The 18,947-nt window shown below is 70.6% G+C and carries 12 protein-coding genes and 4 pseudogenes; 10 read left to right on the forward strand and 6 right to left on the reverse strand.

Annotated elements, in window-relative coordinates; genetic code table 11:
• Positions 1-48: 48 nt before the first annotated feature.
• A complete protein-coding gene (locus ACZ3IC_RS21625) occupies positions 49-4,401 on the reverse strand; it encodes a S8 family serine peptidase (protein WP_467418263.1) in 4,353 nt (1,450 codons plus the stop codon).
• A 474-nt stretch (positions 4,402-4,875) separates the two neighbouring features.
• Here ACZ3IC_RS21625 and ACZ3IC_RS21630 point away from each other — a divergent pair, with 474 nt between their 5' ends.
• Together ACZ3IC_RS21630 and ACZ3IC_RS21635 are read left to right on the forward strand one after the other, a co-directional pair.
• On the forward strand, positions 4,876-5,007 hold the full coding sequence (locus ACZ3IC_RS21630; protein WP_467418264.1) for a hypothetical protein: 132 nt from the start codon (positions 4,876-4,878) through the stop codon (positions 5,005-5,007).
• 26 nt (positions 5,008-5,033) lie between these two features.
• Positions 5,034-5,381: pseudogene (locus ACZ3IC_RS21635) on the forward strand (transposase); the annotation flags it as partial.
• 11 nt (positions 5,382-5,392) lie between these two features.
• Here ACZ3IC_RS21635 and ACZ3IC_RS21640 read toward each other — a convergent pair.
• A pseudogene (locus ACZ3IC_RS21640) lies at positions 5,393-5,725 on the reverse strand (DUF6204 family protein); the annotation flags it as partial.
• Positions 5,726-5,997: 272 nt separating this feature from the next.
• Here ACZ3IC_RS21640 and ACZ3IC_RS21645 point away from each other — a divergent pair.
• Positions 5,998-7,967, forward strand: a pseudogene (locus tag ACZ3IC_RS21645) (DUF5107 domain-containing protein).
• A gap of 72 nt (positions 7,968-8,039) precedes the next feature.
• On the opposite strand, the gene ACZ3IC_RS21650 reads toward ACZ3IC_RS21645, so the two are convergent.
• Both ACZ3IC_RS21650 and ACZ3IC_RS21655 read right to left on the reverse strand, forming a co-directional pair.
• Entirely contained in the window at positions 8,040-8,393 is a 354-nt protein-coding gene (locus ACZ3IC_RS21650) for a VOC family protein (protein ID WP_467418266.1), read from the reverse strand.
• 164 nt (positions 8,394-8,557) lie between these two features.
• Positions 8,558-10,063: a phosphatase PAP2 family protein gene (locus ACZ3IC_RS21655; RefSeq protein ID WP_467418268.1), complete on the reverse strand. Its 1,506-nt coding sequence runs from the start codon at positions 10,061-10,063 to the stop codon at positions 8,558-8,560.
• An 82-nt stretch (positions 10,064-10,145) separates the two neighbouring features.
• On the opposite strand from ACZ3IC_RS21655, the gene ACZ3IC_RS21660 reads away from it, so the two are divergent.
• The 5 genes and pseudogenes from ACZ3IC_RS21660 to ACZ3IC_RS21680 all read left to right on the forward strand — a co-directional run bounded on the left by ACZ3IC_RS21660 (position 10,146) and on the right by ACZ3IC_RS21680 (position 14,438).
• The gene (locus tag ACZ3IC_RS21660) at positions 10,146-10,745 is read left to right on the forward strand and encodes a TIGR03086 family metal-binding protein (RefSeq protein ID WP_467418269.1); all 600 of its coding nucleotides are present in this window, start codon (positions 10,146-10,148) and stop codon (positions 10,743-10,745) included.
• A gap of 109 nt (positions 10,746-10,854) precedes the next feature.
• Positions 10,855-10,977 (forward strand): annotated as a pseudogene (locus ACZ3IC_RS21665) (IclR family transcriptional regulator); the annotation flags it as partial.
• A gap of 59 nt (positions 10,978-11,036) precedes the next feature.
• Positions 11,037-11,888 (forward strand): SMP-30/gluconolactonase/LRE family protein, encoded by an 852-nt coding sequence (locus ACZ3IC_RS21670; RefSeq protein WP_467418271.1) that lies wholly within the window; start codon positions 11,037-11,039, stop codon positions 11,886-11,888.
• 159 nt (positions 11,889-12,047) lie between these two features.
• Positions 12,048-13,322, forward strand: a complete 1,275-nt coding sequence (locus ACZ3IC_RS21675; RefSeq protein ID WP_467418272.1) for an aminotransferase class I/II-fold pyridoxal phosphate-dependent enzyme — start codon at positions 12,048-12,050, stop codon at positions 13,320-13,322.
• 51 nt (positions 13,323-13,373) lie between these two features.
• Complete coding sequence (locus ACZ3IC_RS21680; protein ID WP_467418273.1) at positions 13,374-14,438, forward strand: MBL fold metallo-hydrolase; 1,065 nt, start codon at positions 13,374-13,376, stop codon at positions 14,436-14,438.
• Between the two features lie 73 nt (positions 14,439-14,511).
• On the opposite strand, the gene ACZ3IC_RS21685 is transcribed toward ACZ3IC_RS21680, so the two are convergent.
• Both ACZ3IC_RS21685 and ACZ3IC_RS21690 read right to left on the reverse strand, forming a co-directional pair.
• Positions 14,512-15,132, reverse strand: coding sequence for a DedA family protein (locus ACZ3IC_RS21685; RefSeq protein ID WP_467418274.1), 621 nt, complete (start codon positions 15,130-15,132; stop codon positions 14,512-14,514).
• Entirely contained in the window at positions 15,129-15,911 is a 783-nt protein-coding gene (locus tag ACZ3IC_RS21690) for an MBL fold metallo-hydrolase (RefSeq protein WP_467418379.1), read from the reverse strand. The genes ACZ3IC_RS21685 and ACZ3IC_RS21690 overlap by 4 nt, the downstream gene beginning before the upstream one ends.
• Positions 15,912-16,312: 401 nt before the next feature.
• Between ACZ3IC_RS21690 and ACZ3IC_RS21695 the strand changes: the two genes are divergently transcribed.
• On the forward strand, positions 16,313-16,726 hold the full coding sequence (locus tag ACZ3IC_RS21695) for a recombinase family protein (RefSeq protein WP_467418275.1): 414 nt from the start codon (positions 16,313-16,315) through the stop codon (positions 16,724-16,726).
• A gap of 101 nt (positions 16,727-16,827) precedes the next feature.
• The gene (locus ACZ3IC_RS21700) at positions 16,828-18,927 is read left to right on the forward strand and encodes a phage holin family protein (protein WP_467418276.1); all 2,100 of its coding nucleotides are present in this window, start codon (positions 16,828-16,830) and stop codon (positions 18,925-18,927) included.
• The last annotated feature ends 20 nt before the right edge of the window (positions 18,928-18,947 follow it).

An 18,947-nucleotide genomic window follows, 5' to 3' on the forward strand; every position in this document is an offset into this window, starting at 1 on the left:
TCGAGCCACCGACTGCGGTGGCTCGACGGGACGAGTTGGCGCCGGGCCCTAGTTGCCCAGACCTGCCGGGATCCTCAGCATCACCGAGCTGGACCAGGCGGCGTTCGGACCGCCCTCGCCGTAGACCATGAGCTGGTGGTGATCGTTGATGTCGAAGCTGTAGGTCGGCGTGAATCGATCACCGGCAGAGAGCGGCACCATGCCGGACAGATCCCAGAGCCGTCCCTGCGGGTCCCACATCGCCGACACCGCGACGTCCGGGAAAAGTTCGACAGTTCCGAGGATCCACCCGTCGTCGGTGACTTTCTCGCCGGTCGCGTTGTATCCGTAGTCGGCAAGGCGCTGCATTCCGCCGGCCTCGGTCCACACGAACGCGTCGTCACCGCTGGTTCCCACGACAGTCCCGGAGGCGTTCACATCGTTCGCCTGGGCCGAATGCTGTCCCGGAAGCGTGCCGAGATCCTGAACAGCACCTGACTTCGCATCCCAGGCGACCGCGTGCAGCACATGGCCATCGGTGCGCGAGGCACCGACGATCATTCCGGCATCGTTGATGGCGCGCGGCTGGGTTACCGTCATATCCGAGGACAGGTGGGCCAGCTTGCTGAACGTACCGTCCGGCGTCCGCACGAACCCGTCACTGTAGCTGTGGTTCTTACCGTCGGACTCCTTGACGATCGCTTCGGAGAATCCGGTGACCACCTCCTTGTTGTTCACGGCGGTCGCGTAGCCGCTGGAATAGGGCCGCCAATCCGGGACGCCGAGCACGGTGAGCGATCCATCCTTGGCCCATTGCGCGGGAAGATAATGCAATGCACTGTCCGTCGCGATACCGACGGCGATCTGGCCGTCATTCAGGTCCAGGGCCGATCCGTACCTGCCTCCGGCAAGATCCAGGTTGGCGAACCCGTCGGCGGCCGTCCAGGTGGTCGGCGTCATCCTGGCGTTGTACTGGCGATCCCCCGCGACTACGCCGCTCTCATTGAGAGCCGCGCCGACGAATGGCGGGGTCCACGCGACCAGATCGAGTTTGGGGACATCGACAGTGGCGATCTTGACGTCCGCCGCCCCGATGATCGTGCCGTACTCGTTGGCCACTCGGACCCGGCCGACCATGGGATCCTTGGTCAACTGCCGAGCGCTGACGATCATTGCCCCGTCGACCGGCATCGACTGGCCCGTGGCAACCGTGTACTTCGCGTCGGATTTCGGCGTGATCGTGCCGAGGCCCTTCGAGTACATCTCTTGGTGGTAGTCGAACGTGACGTTGTCTCCGGGCACGGCGACTCCCGCGACCACGATGAAGTACGTACCCGGCTGTGGATCATCGATGACGATGTGCTCGGGCGAGTTCCCGGTCGTGGTGCTCTGGCCTATCGGCCTGCCGTTGAAATACACATAGAAGTCCAGATCGGCAGCGTCTCTGGGCGTCAGCGTCACGTCGAGCCGGGTCGTCCGACGCGGAACATAGAGCATGTTGGACGTGATTTCGCCTTGCGAGACCGTCGAGAACAAATTGCGGACATCGCCGATCTCGCCGGTTGCGACGTGGGCGATCGCGGGGCCAAAGGTGTTCGTCCCCGTCGAGCCGACATTCGTCGGCGAGTTCATCGTCACCTTGTCGACTGTGACGGTCCCCGGATCGAACGACATGCCCTGCAGCGAAACCGTCGCTGTGTACGGGTTCCGTTCGACTGGAGACGTCCTGCGAGACTCGATCACGAACTCCCAGATGCCGGGTTTGGGTCGGTACACCGGTCGTGCGGTGGCGTTGCATTTCGCCGGGTCGGTGTAGTTGGTGTAGCAGTGGTAACTGGCGTTGGAGTCCGCGGGCATGCCGTCGGGGTCGATGGGCAATGCGCGGACCTGGCTGCCGTCGGCGAGCCCGCCCAGGGTCAGCTGCAGTGCTTCGACGCCCTTGGGAACGGGCACCAGCAGCGAGGTGGTTCCGGTTCGGCCGAGCGTGCCGGAACTGGTGACCGCGTAGTCGGGTTTGGCCAGCGGCTTGGTCGCCAGCACGGTGACGGCGACGAACTGGTCGATGCCGCCCGTCGCCGGGTCATCAAGGGTCAGGATCGCGCTATGCGTGCCGGAGGTCGTCGCGGTCGCGGTGACCTTGATATCGGCCGCCGTTCCGAGCTGCAGGGGCATTGCCGCGCGGGCGCTGAACGTGCCGTCGTTGCCGATCCAACCGATCCGGTGCACGACGTTCCCGGCGGCACCGCTGGTCCGGGTGACGCTGACCTTGTAGGTCTTCTGCGCACCGGTCACCTGGCCGCCTTTTGTTGGCAGACAACGGTTGTAGATGCCGACGCCGGTGTTCGGAGTCGCGAGCAGGCCGGACAGCGAACTGCAAACGGGAGCCGACACAGTGAGCTCATTGGTGTTGATGCCGGCGCTGAGCTGCTTCCAGGCCGCGACGGTGTCGATGATGCCGGCGCCCTGTGCGACGGTCGGGACGCCGGGGATCGGGTCGGCGGTGCCGGTCAGGGCGGTCTTCAGCGCCGCCGAGCTGACCGTCAGCGATTGGGCCTTGGCGGCCGATAGCAGCAGCGCCGCCGCCCCGGCGACCTGCGGGGCCGCCATGGAGGTGCCGTTGGCCATGCCGTACCCGGCCGGCAGCGAATACCCGGCCTCGGGGACGGCTTCACCGGACAGCCACATCGGGATCGAGGAGATGGCGGCGCCGGGCGCGGACACCTGCGGCGCCAGCGCCCCGTTCTCAGCGGGGCCGCGGGAGGAGAAGCCGAAGATGCCCTGCTTGGTGGCGACCTTCGACCCGTAGCCGGCCCACCAGGTGTCGGAGCTGACGGATGCGGCGACCGAGATGGCCTTGCCCGCCACGGACGGCGAACTGACGGTGTTGGTGCCGAGGCCGTCGTTGCCGGCGGCGATGATGATCTGCACGCCGAAGTTGTCGATCAGCTTGTCGTAGAGCGCGGCGATCACGTCGGAGCCGTCGTTCAATGCGGGAAGTCCACCGAGGGACAGGTTGACGATGTCGACATGGCGATTGGTGACCAGGTCGATCATGCCCTCGGTCAGTGCCGCCTGGGTGCAGCCACCGCCCCAGGTGCAGGCGCGGGCGGACACGATCTGCGCGCCCGGTGCGGCGCCGTGCATCTGGCCGCCGAACATCGACGTGCCGGCGGTGATCCCCGCCACATGGGTGCCGTGCGAGGCGACCGGCAACCCGATAGACACGTAGTTCGCGGTCTTGCCGACGTTGCTGCCGCCGAGCGGGGAGAGATCGACGTTGTCGCGGTACTCGACGACGAACGGGATGCGCTCGTTCTGCGGTGTTGCGGGGGCGTCGCTCCCTAAGTGGCCGACCTGGCGGTCGACCGCGAACGGGGCCATCGGTGTCTCGTCGGTGAGGTCCTGGTTGTTGTTGCCGTCGACCCAGATCCTGTGTGTGGTCGGGTCGTACAGAACCCCGTAGAAGTCCAGGGTGTCGCCGTCCCGGTTGAGGTCGCCCTCGAAGTCGCTCCCGGCCGTCGCACCCTCGTAGAACGCGCCGAATTGGAACGTGCCCTCCGGGATCGTCCAGGTCTTGCCCAGGTAGCTGAACGTCGGACCCGTCTTGGTGGTGGACATCCGCACCCAGCTGCCGTCGCGGTCGGTGACCGGATCGGTCTCGGTTACCCAATCGACAATCTTGGGCTTGCCGTCGCTGGTCGTCTGTAGCGCGGGATGCTCGACGTCGACGCCGGTGTCCAGCACGCCGATGACCGTGCCGCGCCCGTCCCAGGCCGGGTTGTTCTTGACGAAGGCCTCGGCGCCGGTTTCGTTGATCGGTAGGTACGGGTTGTCGGCGGGCGTGTTCGCGCCGGGCGCGGTCGGCCCCGCGGCCTTCGTTGCCGTCGGCCTCGCACCTGCGGCGCCCAGATCCGGGCCCGGGATCTTGTACGTCCGGTTCAGGTCGATCGCCGCGACCGACCGAAGGCCGGCCAAGTTGGTCACGCTGTCGGTCGGGACGGTCGCCCGGACGTAGCCGACCTTTCCGGTCACCGACCCGACGGTCCCGCCGGCCTTCTCCACCGCGGCGACGACGTCCTCGGTCGCGCCCTTCCGGGCCAGCATCAACACCGTGACAGACTTCTTCTTCGACGCCTGCGCCTGCTGCAGCAGCCTGGTGTCGGCGTTGCCCAGCTTCCCGGCCGCAGTATCCGACAGCGAATCGTCGGTCAGCGGCTGGAACCCGTCGGTCTTCCCCGCCCTGTAGATCGAATCCGGGTTGTCGCGCCCGGCCCGGTCGTCGAGCCCAGCAACGGGCGACCGACCCGGCCCCTGTGGCCCGTTGGGATCAGCGGGTTCGACCTTGCTCGCGCCAGCGCTCTCGGAGCCAGTCGGGTCGGCGGCTGCGGCCGCAGGCGCAATCAGCGCCGCGGCGATCAACACGGCCGACGCCGTGGCAATCACACCTGTTCGTCTTCGTCGCGCCATCGTGCTCCTAACGCAGGAGTGGAACATCACCGTGCGGCCAAGCCCGCAGACACGAGAACACCTGAGCCGCCGGGCCAATCTCGCAGTTGGGTCCGGGCAGGATCAACGGACCGAGTGAGGCGGATGTCTGCCATGGCTGAATGCCGCCACACTCGGCGCAGACCCACCGCTCCCAGTCGGTCGACCAGGTCGGCGAGGCCCCTCAGCACCCGCCATCGGTGCGGATTGCTCGCCCAGAACCCAGCAGTTCATCCACGCATTCCGCGCATCCACATGTCTGGTGGAGCGCACCGGCCGGTAGGGCCTGTTCTGAGGAGCCATATCTCAACCGAACGTGATCGCTTTATTTCTTCTGGTCAGGCATGGTCCAGCTCGGAATGAGGGAGGCATGCGGCGTCTTGTTTCGGCTCCGTGATCGAGGGGTGCGTGATGGCGCCAGTGCTGGGAATGCTGGAGGAGCGGGAGACAGCGGCCCGGGTGCGGGTGGAAGGGCTGCGGGAGGAAGTCGCGCGGCTGGCCGTGGTGTTGGAGGCCGCGGAGATCGAGCTCGACCGGCGGTGATCGCGCGGGAGGAGCTGGTCGAGGCCCTGGCGGCCTCGGTTGCCGAGACCACCGCCGTGACCGAGGCGGAGACGGAAACCGTGTCCTCGCCGGTGGACCTGACATTGCTGGCCGAGCACCGACGCGGGCACGGAGCGTTGTACGACGCGCTGAACTGAGGCCGCATCGACGTGGACGGGCTGCGGCAGGCGCTGGCGGTACTTCCGCAGCCCAAGGCCGCCGACAACCGGCTCGTCCTCGCGGCCGACGTGAGCAACTGGCTGCGCGGGGACGCTCCGACCAGCGCGGACCGCTTGTTCTGTCACGTCTACGGGCGCAACGGACGCTCCGGCGACCAGTTCGTCCCGGGCTGGCCGTACTCGTTCGTCGCCGCCCCTGACGTCCGCCGGCCCTTGTAGTTGATCTTCATGGTGTCCATGTCCGTCGCCGTGGACCGCAGTTCGCCATGGCCGTACCCCTGCTCCTTCAGCAGCGTCTCGGTGCGGTCCTCGGCGATCGCGGATGCCATCTCCTCGCCGTCCTCGGCGTCCGACACGACCACGAACCGGAAGCTGAAGTGCTTGAGCACACGGTCGTACGTCAGTGAGCCCTCCTCGGTGAACTGCATCGCGCTCAGGCCGTGCAGGTCCACCTCGGACAGGAGCCGGGCGCGCGCCTCGTCCGTCAGACCCTCCCAGGTACCGCGCACGATCACTCGGTAGGTGTGCTGCGTGCTCATCGTGTTTCCCGCTCCGCATTCCACTCGTGAACCGTCATTCCGCTCGTGAACCGTCGAGGGCCAAGGTTACGGCGGTGAGGGCGGGGCGCACGCGAAATATCGCGGGAGCGGCGGCCCCGTGTCATTGCGGGAGGGCGACCCCGGCCGTCGCCTCCGAGGTCTTTTGCCGAAGTCTGATGGCGACGCCCCTGGCCGGGCCGCTGTCCAGCGTGTTCCATGGTCATCGGGACCGCCCGGACCTGCGGCGGCCCGTGTGAGGGAGCGAGGTTGCCTTGGCCACGACCGTACGACGTGCCGTACTGACTCTGCCCGCCGCACCACTGGGCCCGGAGAACCCGTTGCCCGCACTGCGGCCGCTCGACGAGATGCATGTCGTCGACGACCGCGACCGAGCCGGACTGCCACGTGACATGGCACGCCAGATCGGCTACGCACCACTGGCCACCGTGCTTCCGGTCCGCATCCTCGACGGGTACGGGCGCGAGCGCGTCCCCACCGGACTGGACGCGATCATCATTGAGAACGACCGGCTGCGGGCCACCGTGCTGCCCGGGCTCGGTGGCCGCATCCACTCCCTCCACCACAAGCCGACCGGCCGCGAACTCCTTTACACCAACCCCGTCCTGCAGCCGGCCGACTTCGCGCTCAACGGCGCCTGGTTCTCCGGCGGCATCGAATGGAACATCGGCGCCACGGGCCACACCACACTGTCCTGCGCCCCGGTCCACGCCGCCCGGGTGCCCGCACCCGACGGCGGTGAAATGGTGCGCCTCTGGGAGTGGGAGCGGCTGCGCGACCTGCCGTTCCAGGTGGACCTCTGGCTGCCCGAGGATTCCGACTTCCTGCACGTCGGCGTGCGGATCCGCAATCCGCACGAACACATCGCACCCGTCTACTGGTGGTCCAACATTGCCGTACCCGAGGGCGAGCACACCCGCGTCCTGGCCCCGGCCGACGAGGCGTGGCACTTCGGATACGAGCGGACCCTGACCCGGGTCCCGGTCCCCGGGACCGGCTCCGCCGACCGTACGTACCCGCTGCGCGGCGACTTCCCCGCCGACTACTTTTACGAGGTGCCCGAAGGCGCCCGTCGCTGGATCGCCTCCTCGACGAGGACGGCCGCGGACTCGTCCAGACATCGACCGATCTGCTGCGCGGCCGAAAGCTGTTCCTGTGGGGCAGCGGCCCGGGCGGGCGCCGCTGGCAGGAGTGGCTCACCGAGCCCGGGACTGTCGGATACGCCGAGATCCAGGCCGGACTCGCCCGTACCCAGCTGGAACACATACCCCTCGAGCCGGGCGCCGAGTTCAGCTGGCTGGAGTCGTACGGACCGCTGTCCGCGGACCCCCGGGCCGTGCACGGCGACGACTGGGCGGCGGCCCGCGCCGAGACCGAGCGGCGACTCGCCGAGGCGCTGCCGCGCGCGGATGTCGACGCCGCGTACGCCGCCTGGCGCCCCTGCGCCGACAGCGAGCCCGGTGAGCCGCTCGCCACCGGTTCCGGCTGGGGCGCCCTCGAAGTCCGGCGCGGCAAGTACAAGCTCCCCGGCACACCGTTCGCGGAGTCGACCCTGGGTGAACAACAGGCACCCTGGCTGGAGTTGCTGGACCAGGGCGCCTTCCCCGAACCGCGCAGTGTGGCCCCGCCCGGCCCCTCCCTGGTCTCCCCGCACTGGCGCGACATGCTGGAGACGGCCTCCGCCGAACCCCTCACGGAGTATCACCTCGGAGTCGCCCAGTGGCACGCCGGCGACCGCGCCCAGGCGGTCCGCAGCTGGGAACGCGGACTGGCCCTCGCCCCGTCCCGCTGGCCGCTGCTGCGCTGCCTCGCCGTCGCGGCCGAGGAGGGCGGCCAGCGGGACCGGGCGGCCGACCTCTACATCGAGGCGTTGGATGACCTGTGCGCGGAACGTCGCGACGACGGCGACGCCTGGACGTCCGCCACAGCGGCGCTCGGCCGCGAGGCGATGGAGGCACTGCTGACGGCAGGGCGCCCCGAAGCGGCCCGGACGGTGTGGGCCGGCCTGCGCGCGGAGGTCCGGCAGCGCGGCCGCTTCCGCCTGTTGGAGGCCCGGCTGCTGATCGCCGAGGGCGACCGCGCCGCCGCCCGGGCCGTTTTCGACGAGGGCTTCGAGGTCGCGGATCTGCGCGAGGGCGCGGAAATCCTGGACGAGGTGTGGGCCGAGCTCACCGACGAGCCGCTGCCGAACAGATACAACTACCGGATGCGCCCGAGGACGTGATGGCGAAAGCCGTCCGGCCCGCGACCGCCTCCACCGATGCGGGGCGGATGGCCGCGGGCCGGGTGCCACGGATCAGACGGTCAGGTTCCGGTCGACGTACTCGAAGACCGAGCCGTCCGGATGCACGGCGATCAAATTGCGCCCCACCGGCGTCGGCACCGGACCCGCAATGATCCGGGCGCCGACGCGGGTGAGGGAGGTATGGGCCTCGTCGACATCCTTGACCGCGATCGTCGCCGTCACCTTGCGCAGGATCTCCAGCTCCGACTCCGGACCACTCATCAGCAGAAAGCAGCTGATCGCGGCGACCGAGACTCCGCCGCGCTCGAAGCGCAGCGCGGAACTGGCCGTCAGATCCTCGTAGAAGGCCACCGCGGCCTCCAGGTCGTCGACGCAGATACGCAACGTGGTTCCCAGGATATCCATGGGTACAAGGGTAGTTGGCGGCAATCGGACCCGGCAGAGCACGTCGCCTTGCGGAACCATGAACCAGGCGTCGTCCTGCGCGTTCGGCGTGCGGAAGGGGCGACCGACTGGCAGTCGACCGCCCCTTGTTCGCTTGCGCGCTCGGCTGATTCCCGGACGCCCCTTCAGATCGGCATCGGGCAATACACCGTCAGCGCCTCCGGTAGCTTGTCGATCAGCAACTCACCTTGGCTGTAGGCAACTTCGCCGTCGTACGCGTATGGAGTGCCGGGCTTCAGGCCGGCGATCCGTACCCTGTGGCGCAGTTTTGCCGCATGCACGGGAGAGCGGGTCAGCGGGCCCGCGACGGCTGCCGCGAGCAGGCGCAGGCCCGGCGTGGGACCGCCGTGCACCACCCGTACGTCCAGCAGGCCGTCCGCGAGATTGTGCCGACGGCCGGGTGACGGACCCACCCGCTGGAACAGGCCGTTGCCCACGAACAGCAGCCACAGCGGACGTCGCCGCCCTTCCACCTCGGCCTCCAATGGGTGCTCGCCGCGCAGCACCTCCCACGCGGCGACCAGGCCCGCCGGCCAGCCCCCGATACGGGGGGCCCAGCGCTCACGGGTCCGTACCAGTTCCGGATAGACGCCCAGGCTGAAGGCATTGAGGAAGTAGCCGTGCCCACCATCGGGCCCCTCGGGTCCGGGCCGGAACCGGCCGAGGTCGACCCGGACGGCATCGCCAGCGGTCAGCGCGGCGCAGACATCGTCCACGGTCTCGATGCCCAGGTCGTAGGCGAAGTGGTTCAGCGTCCCGCCCGGGAACACGGCGAGTGGCAGACCGTGCGCGGCGGCGACGGCCGCGGCCCGGTTGACCGTGCCGTCCCCACCGCAGATCCCCAGCGCCCGGCCCCGTCCCGCCGCCTTCTCCAGCTCGGCCGAGAGTTCCTCGGGGGCGCACTTCACCACCTCGGCGCGCGGCAGCGCATTCCGTACCAGCGAGGCCGTCGCGGTCGCCGTGCCCGATTCCTCGTTGACGACGACCACCAGGTCCCGGCCGGCCGGCAGTGCGGGCGCATGGCCGGGCGGGCGGCCCGGTGCCGCGAGCTGTCCGCGGGTCGGCACGACGACGCGCAGCGCCAACGCGGCCCCCGCGCCGAGCATCGCACCCGCCAGCACGTCACTCGGATAGTGGACTCCGGTGTAGACGCGGGAGGCGGCGACGGACAGGGCGAGCGGCGCGACGACCGCACCCCAGCCCTTCGATTCGAGGGCCACGCCCGTGGCGAAAGCCGCAGCCGACGCGGCGTGCCCGGAAGGGAAGGACGTGGTGAACGGCTGGCGCTTGAGCTGCCGCACCACCGGCACGCCGTCCAGCAGCGGCCGCTCCCTGCGTACCGCCCTCTTGCCGATGGTGTTGATCGCGGCCGACGCCGCGGCCAGCGAGGCGACCCCGCGCAGCGCGGCCCGCCGAGCCCGGGCGCTGCCGCCCAGCGCCGCCATTCCCGCCGCGGCCCCGAACCACAGCAGCCCGTGATCGGCGCTGCGGCTCAGCCGCGGCAGCAGGGACTCGGCGGCCGGCCAGTCCCGGTGGGCCAGGCCGTGGAACACGGCGAGATCGCGGCGGTGCAGCCAATCGCGCAGTGCGGTGGACGTCGGGACGGTGAACGGGATACGCGGTGCGGACATGGGAAAGCGAATACCCCGCCCGGACACACCGAACCAGGAGGCGCGCTCGCGCACCGGCCGCGGGCCGGGAAGAGTGGACCCCATGGCAATGGCATCTCACCCCGCTCCCTCCACCGGTGAAATTCTCGACCGCCACGGCGAGGCCCTCCAGCTCTTCACGGACCGGGTGCACGCCGTACGCGACGATCAGTGGTCCGCACCGACGCCGTGCACCGAGTGGACCGTCCGTGATCTGGTCGCCCATCTCACCTCCGAGCAGCTCTGGGTGCCGCCCCTGCTCACCGAGGGCCGCACCGTCGCTGATGTCGGTGACGTCTTCGACGGCGATGTGCTGGGCGACGACCCCGTCGCCGTGTGGGACCGTGCGGCGGACGGGGCGCGCAAGGCGTTCGTGGCGGCCGGCGCCCTGAAGAGGACGGTGAATCTGTCGTACGGGAACAGCGCCGCCGACGCCTACTGTGCGCAGATGGTGGCCGACGCGGTGGTGCATGCCTGGGATCTTTCCCGAGCCATCGGCGCCGATGAGCGGCTGCCCGCACTACTGGTCGCGTTCACACGCCGCGAGGTCGGGCCGTACACCAAGGACCTCTCGCAGAGCGGCCTGTTCGCCCCGCCCGTCGAGACCCCGTCCGACGCCGACCCGCAGACCGAACTCCTCGCGCTGCTCGGCCGTCGTGTCTGACCGCACCTGCCGACACGGGCATTGTCGCGGCAAGCGCCACGCGACTACCCTGCGTTCGTGATTCCGGCCAGTGACCGGAGTGCCGGACGCGAGAGATGGGTGCACGACCATGGGGCGACTCGTCCCCGCGGTGACCAGGGCTCCGGATGTACTGGAGCTCTTCCTCCACGGCCACGCAACGCTCTTCGCCCACGAGGTCACCCGCAGGCTCCAGCTGCCCCGTACCACCGTCGTCGTGGTCGACGGTGCCGAAGCGCTCTCCGGCCGGCTCGGACACCACGAGGGGAAGAAGTGACCACCACACGCCTGGATGTGGCCGTACATGAGCAGACCGAGCTCGGCGAGGGACCGACCTGGGATCCGGCCACCGGCCGGCTGATCTGGGTCGACATCGTCTCTGCCCGCATGCACACCTACGACCCCGTGAGCGGCCGCCGTACGGTGATGGCCACCGAGCAGCACGTCGGAGCGGCCAAGCCGCGCGCCGGTGGCGGACTCGTGGTCAACCTGCGCGACGGCATCGGCCTCTACGACCCCGACGGCGCCTTCCACTGGCTGGCCCACGACCCCGTGCCCGGGCGCCGCGGCAATGATGCGGCGGTCGCCCCGGACGGGGCGCTGTGGGCGGGCACCATGCGCTACGACGGTGAGGAGAGCGGCGGCAGCCTCACCCGCATCGCACCCGACGGCGCGGTCACCCCGGTGCTGCCCGTTGTGGCCTGCGGCAACGGCATCGGGTGGAGCCCGGACGGGCGGCTGATGTACTTCATCGACACGCCCACGCGCCGTATCGACGTCTTCGACTTCGACGGTGAACACGCCGTGAACCGGCGCCCGTTCGCCACCATCGAGGGGGGTTCGGGGTTCCCCGACGGGCTGACGGTGGACGCCGAGGGTGCCGTCTGGGTCGCCCTGTGGGACGGCGCGGCAGTGCGGCGCTACGCAGCCGACGGCGCCCTGGACCGGATCGTCGAACTCCCCGTACAGCGCCCGACGGCCTGTGCCTTCGGCGGTACGGACCTGCGCGACCTCTACATCTCCTCGGCCCGCACGGGGCTCGCCGCTCCGCATCCGCTGTCCGGTTCGTTGCTCGTGCTGCCGGACGCGGGACAGGGGATGCCCGCAACGGCCTTCGCGGGCTGAGACCGCCTCCCTCGACCGTTGCCTACTCCCCGCCGCCGGGCGCCGCTGGGCGGGCGGGGGCGGTAGAACCCTCGTATAAAGGGCCCTGAGTGCGAGTAATGGGCCCTGAGCGCGAGACGACGCGACAGGGGGGACGGGGCGGCGGCGAAGGAGGCCCGGATGGCGAGGGAAGGGACCGAGAGGACCGGGCGGGCTCGGCGCAAACAGCGGGGCGGCGGCGGGCGCTCCGTACGGGAGGACCACGGCCCTGTCCGGTACGGGCCGCCCGCACCCGATCCCGGTCTGCCCGTCCTGCCCGAACTGGCCGAGGTGCTCGCCGCCGCGGCGAGCCGCAGCGAACCCGACCCCACCGGTGGCGGCGACGCCCTGCGTGAGGCCGCGACCGCCTACTGGGAGCGGCGCGGACTGCACGGCAGCGCGGAGCACATCGCCGCCGGCCCCGGCGCCTCGCCCCTGCTGCTCGCGCTGATCGCCGCGCACGGCGGCGACGTGCTCATGCCGCGCCCCTGCACGGCGGCCTGGTTCCCGCAGGCCCGGCTGCTCGGCAGGCCCGCCTACCATGTGCCGACCCCGGCCGAGTGCGGCGGCGTGCCCGATCCGTATGCGCTGCTGGAGACTGTACGCAGGGTGCGCGCCGAGGGCGGCAGGCCCCGGCTGCTGCTGATCTCCGTCGTCGACGACCCGACCGCCACCGTCGCCCCGCCCGAACTCGTGCGCGAGGCGTGCGAGGCCGCCGTCGCCGAAGGACTGCACATCGTCAGCGACGAGACCTGGCGCGACACCCTGCACCGGCCGCATGACACGGTCCTGCTCAGTCCGGCCGAAATGTGCCCCGACGATGTCACGGTCGTCTGCGATCTCGCCGGTGCGCTGACCCCGTCCGCCTGGCCGGTCGCGGTCGCCCGGTTCCCGGACACCGAGCGGGCGGCGGTGCGCCACGCCCGTACCCTCGACATCCTCACCGCACTCGGCGCGCACGTCGCGGGGCCCGTCGCCATGGCTGCCGCCCACGCGCTGCGTGAGCCGGATTCCGTCACGGAACGGGTCCGCCGGGCCGCCGCGCTCCAGGCACAGGTTGCCGCGGCGGCCCACCGCGCGGTCCTCGCGTCGGGCGCGCTGGCCAGGCCCCCGCAGGCCGGCCGCCATCTCTACGCCGACCTCGGTCCGCTCAGATCCCGGTTGGCCGACCGGGGTGTCATGGACTCCCTGGAACTGGAGGAGTACCTGACGGAACGTCTCGGCGCGCCGACGCCGGGCGGCCACCGGTTCGGCGACGAACTGGGGGCGCTGCGCGTACGGCTGGGCACCGGGATGCTGCTCGGGGCGACCCCGCAACAGCAGATGGAATCCCTCACCGCTGTGGAGCCCCTGGAATTGCCGCATGTGGCTCAGGCCCTGAGCATTTTCGCAGCAGCCTTCGACGAACTGCGATGACGAACTGCGATGACGAACTGCGATGACGAACGCCGAGACGGGAGTCCCTTGATGACGGAACAGACCGAGCGCTCCCTCACCGGGACCGCATACCCGCACCCGCATCAGGTCTCTCGTGGCGAGATCGCCGAACCACGTCCGCTCGGCGAGGTCCGGGTCTGGCCCAAGTCCTTCGCCGACCGGCTCACCTCACCACTCCCGGGTGCCATGAGCATGTCCCGGCTGGCCCGCGAACGTGCCCTGCGGCCCAACGCGGAGGGGCTGCGCGGCATCCACCGGCTCCCGTACGCCCCCGAACCCCTGCCCGACACCCCAACGGGCACCACATCCGTCACCTGGGTCGGGCACGCCAGCTGGATCGTCCGCACCGGCGGGCTGACCATCCTCACCGACCCCGTCTGGTCCCGGCGCATCCTCGGCACCCCGGCCAGGATCACGCCGGTCGGCGTCCGCTGGGAGGACCTGCCGCCCGTGGACGCCGTCGTCATCAGCCACAACCACTACGACCACCTCGACGCCCCCACCCTGCGCAGACTGCCCAGGGACACCCCGCTGTTCGTCCCCGCCGGGCTCGGCCGCTGGTGTCGCCGACGTCGCTTCACCTGTGTCACCGAACTCGACTGGTGGGAATCGGCCCGGCTGGACGGCGTCCGCTTCGACTTCGTGCCCGCCCACCACTGGTCCAAGCGGACCCTCACCGACACCTGCCGCTCCCTGTGGGGCGGCTGGGTCATCGGCGCCGCCGGCCGCGACGGGAAGCGGATCCACTTCGCCGGGGACACCGGGTACGGGCACTGGTTCCGCGAGATCGGCCGCCGGTACCCCGGCATCGATCTGACCCTGCTGCCGATCGGGGCGTACGAACCGCGCTGGTGGCTCGGTCACGTACACACCGATCCGGAGGAGGCCGTGCAGGCGTACGAGGACCTCGGCGCCCGCGCGATGGCGCCGATGCACTGGGCTGCCTTCCTGCTCTCCGCGGAGCCCGTACTCGAACCGCTGACCCGACTGCGTACCGCCTGGCAGCGGGCCGGACACCCCCGCGAACGGCTCTGGGACCTGCCGATCGGCGGCTCCCGCGTGTTTGAGCCGGTACCCCGCGCGATCGGTGGCTGACGCACTGCCCCGCGCGACCGGTGGGTGATGCATTGCTCCGCACGATCAGCGGCTGATGCACTGCCCCGCGCGATCAGTGGCTGAATCGCACTCGCATCCTGCGCCACGCCGCGGGTGCCCCGCTGATCAGCAGCGTCAGGCCCACTGCCGCGACCACACCCTGCCACGGCTTGGGGAAGAGCGAACCGCCCAGGATGCCGATCAGCTGGTACGCCGCCGCCCACGCCAGGCAGGCCGGCACATCCCCGCGGGCGAACCGGCGCAACGGCATCCGGGCCAGCAGACAGGCCAGCATCACCGGAATCCGCCCCGCCGGTACCAGCCTCGACAGCACGAGCACCACCGCCCCGTGCTCGTCCAGCTTCTGCTGCGCCTGCGCCAGCCGTTCCGGAGAGGCCCGGTCGCTGATCGCCTGCAGCCACTTCGAACCGTTCCTCGACCGCACCCCGCGCTGACCGAGCCAGTACAGACAGATGTCCCCGAGGAACGCCGCGGCCGACGCCACCCCGAAGACGATCAGCAGCGAGAACGGCGACGACTGATGCAACGCCACCACCGCTGCCGAACTCACCAGCGCACCCGTCGGGACCACGGGCACCAGCGCGCCCAGCGCCACGAGCAGGAACAGCGACGGATAGCCGACCGCCTGCTGCGTCGACTCCGGGGGCAGCTGCCCCACGACCCCATGGATCACCTGGCGGCCTCCGGCCGCACATGTTCGCCGTGGGACAGCCGGTGCACTGCCACCTCCGGCGCCAGCAGCGCAGCCTTGCGGACGAACTCGTCACCCGGTGAGTGGAACTCGTGCGGCCTGACTCCGTCCATCCCGATCGGCCAGTACGTGCCGTAGTGCACCGGCACGGCCGACCGCGGCGCCAGCCGGGCCAGCGCTTGCGCGGCCCGGCCCGCGTCCAGATGACTGTGGCCCAGATACGGACCCCAGCCGCCCACCGGCAGCAGGGCAACATCGACCGGACCGACCGCCCGGGCCATGTCGTCGAAGAGCCCGGTGTCACCGGCGAAGTACGTCCGTGCCTCGCCCTCGACCACATAGCCGAGCGCGGGGGAGCGGTGCGGTCCCATGGGCAGGCGCCTGCCGTCGTGCAGCGCGGGAACCGCCCGCACCCGCGCCTCTCCGACCCGGACCTCGTCGCCCGGGGCCACCTCGGTGATCCGCAGCCCGCGCACCGCGCGCAGCTTCCGCAGTCCCGGGACGGAGCGCACCGCGCCCACCGGCACAATCAGCCGGCTGCCGGGGGAGAGCCGGGCCAGTGATGGCAGATGCAGATGGTCGGAGTGCAGATGCGAGACGAGCACCACATCGGCGACCGCGGCCTCGGGGCCGGGGAGCTCGCCGCGACGGCGGCGCAGATGCATCAGGCGCCGTACGAACAGCGGATCTGTCAGCACACGGACCCCGGAGTCCTCGATCGTGCAGGTGGCATGACCCCACCAAGTGACTTCCACCGGCACGCGGTGCCTCCTCATTCCCGGGTTCCTTGTTCCGGTCTTGTCATCGAGCCTAGTGCCGTGACCGGAACGGGTGACCCAGCTCGGTCGCCCTCGCGCCGCAGCGTCTCGCCCTCGCTGCGCACCATCGCGACCCGCAGCACCGCCACCCGTGGCGATGCGCTGGACGACCGCGAGACCGGCTGCAAGGACCTCTCCGCGTACGGCTTCGAGGACTACACCCGCATCAAGCACGGCATGACGTCGCTCCGACACATCCGCCCCATGTGCGCCTCCGCCCCGGCGCGGGGGGCGCACTGGTGTTGCGTGTCCGTGCTCCGCACTCCCCCCGTCCCGACATGCGCCTTTTTGTGCGGGAGCCGGAGAGGTAGGGTCGCCGGTACGCCTAGCACGGGGGGACGGCCATGGGGGACGCAATGGACGTACGGGTGGCGGCCATCGCCAGTCTCACGCCGCTCGAAGAACTCGACTGCGATCCGTTTCTCGTGGACACCCGCAGCCAGCACGAGATGTGTGCCCGCTGGGCCGCCGACAAGGGATACGTCGTCACCCGGCAGCTGCGCTTCTACGGGCTGCGCCCTGACCACCACGCCCTGTGGACGGATGTCGAGAGCGGCGATGTCGAACTGTTCGTCGCCGCCAACGACCGGGTGCTGGCAAGGGCCCTCACCTCGGTGCCGGAGTTCGCCGCGGAGTGCGAGCGGCGCGGCGTGCGCCTGGAGATCGCCGGACTGGACGAGCCGCCGTACAACGCCCGCACGAAGGCGAGTGTGCACCGCAGGCTCTCCATGCCGACCGCTGGATACGACGGCTGCTGACCGGCCCCCTGACCGCTGTCGTCCGCGGCCCGCGGCCCCGCTGTGAAAAGCTGGGGGGAAGGGCCCGGAACGGCGAGGTCCGGACGTGAGGTGGGAACGGCGTGGGTGACGGGCGATGGCGAACAGCCGGCAACGCCCTGATGCGAGTGGTTGTGGTGTGGGCGGTCTCGACGCTCACGATGCTGGCACTCGCCGGGATGCTGCCGGACTTCCAGCTCCAGTCCGACGACGGCGACAGCATCACCAAGACCGCGTTCACCGCGGCCTGGGGCGCCGGCGCGTTCGGTCTGCTCTCCGCACTGGTCTGGCCGGTCCTGGTACGGGCGCTGCTCATCGTGCCCGCACTCGTCCTCGGGATGCTCGTCTTCTTCCTGAACGGCTCGCTGCTGCTGCTCGCCCTTCGGCTCATACCGGACGGGCGCGGCGCCGCCGATCCGCAGACCGCGGTCGTCGTCGCGGCCGTGATGTCCGCCGTCGCCTCCGCGACCTCCACGGCGCTCGCAGTCCGTGACGACAACGCCTACCGGCGCCGGCTCTCCAGGCTCGCCGACCGCCGCCGTCGGCGCAGCGGTGCGGACAGCGGGCGCAGCGGACCGCCAGGCATCGTCTTCATCCAGCTCGACGGCGTCGGCCACGACGTGCTCGCCAGGGCCGCCGACGCCGGCCTGATGCCCACCGTCTCGAACTGGCTCGCGGACAACAAGGGCCACCGGCTCACCCCCTGGCGCACCGACTGGTCCAGCCAGACCGGCGCCAGCCAGCTCGGCATCCTGCACGGCAGCAACCACGACATCCCCGCGTTCCGCTGGTACGAGAAGGAGACCGGCGACGTCATGGTCTCCAGCCGCCCCGCGACTGCCATCGAACTCCAGCGCCGGGCCATCGCGCGCACCCAGGACGGAGGGCTGCTCGCGCTCGACGGAGCCAGCCGCGGCAACCTCTTCAGCGGCGGCGCCGACCAGCTGGCGCTCGTCCTGTCCATGGCGGCCCGGTTCGGCAAGGGCCGCCGCTCCCGGGCCGGGTACTTCGCCTACTTCTCCGATCCGGCCAACGCCGTCCGTACCGCGCTGTCGTTCGTCGCCGAGGTCTGCCGCGAGATCTTCCAGTCGACCCGGGCACGGATGCGGAAGGACACGCCCCGGATCAAGCGCGGTGGGCTCTACCCCTTCATCCGGGCCTTCGCGACCGTCGTCGAACGCGACGTGGTGGTCGCCGCGGTCATCGGGGACATGTTCGCCGGACGTACCGCCGTCTACGCCGACCTGGTCGCGTACGACGAGGTGGCGCACCACTCCGGGCCGCACAGCCGCGACGCGGAAAAGGTGCTCACGCGCCTGGACCGCTCGCTCGCCCTGATCGTCAAGGTCGCCGAACACACCCCGCGCACCTACCGGATCGTGCTGCTCTCCGACCATGGACAGAGCCCCGGCGAGACCTTCGCGGGGGCGTACGGGCTGACGCTCAAGGACCTGGTACGGGCGGGCTGCGGGCTGCCCGTACCGCGTCGGGCGCAACGCACCCGCAGTGGTTCGGAGGCGCGTGACGCGGTACGGATCGCCCTGCACCGGCCGGTTGAGGAGGGCGAGGCGGAACACCGTGCGAAGCCGTCCGACCCGGTCGTCCTCGCCTCCGGCAACCTCGGTCTGATCTCCTTCCCCGACATCAAGGGACGCGCCTCGCGCGAACAGCTCGACCGGAGCCGTCCCGCACTGCTCGGCACCCTCGCCAACCACCCGGGCGTCGGCTTTCTGCTGGTCCGCAGCGAGCGGCACGGATCGGTGGTGCTGGGCCGTGGCGGCACCGAGGTCCCGGTGTCGGAACTGAGGGACGGGGAAGGGCCGCTGGCCCCCTTCGGCCCGGGTGCGGCGGCTGCGGTGCGCCGCACCGACACCTTCCCGCACGTCGCCGACGTCATGGTCAACTCGATGCATGACGGGGCCACGGGCTGCGTGCACGCCTTCGAGGAACAGATTGGCTCGCACGGGGGTCTGGGCGGCGAGCAGTCCCGGCCGTTCCTGCTGTGGCCGGCTGATCTGTCGGCCCCGGTGGTGCAGGGCAGGGAGCTGGTGGGGGCCGAGCAGGTGCACAAGGTGCTGCGGCGCTGGCTGTGGGAGTGCTCGGGGCCGCAGATCCCGCTGGCACGGCCGGGCGCGGCGGGCGGCGCCGACGAGGCGGACGGAACGGTACAGGCGGCCGGCTGAGGGGCGTTGTCAGTGGTGGG

It is taken from the genome of Streptomyces sp. NPDC002958 (assembly GCF_055563255.1).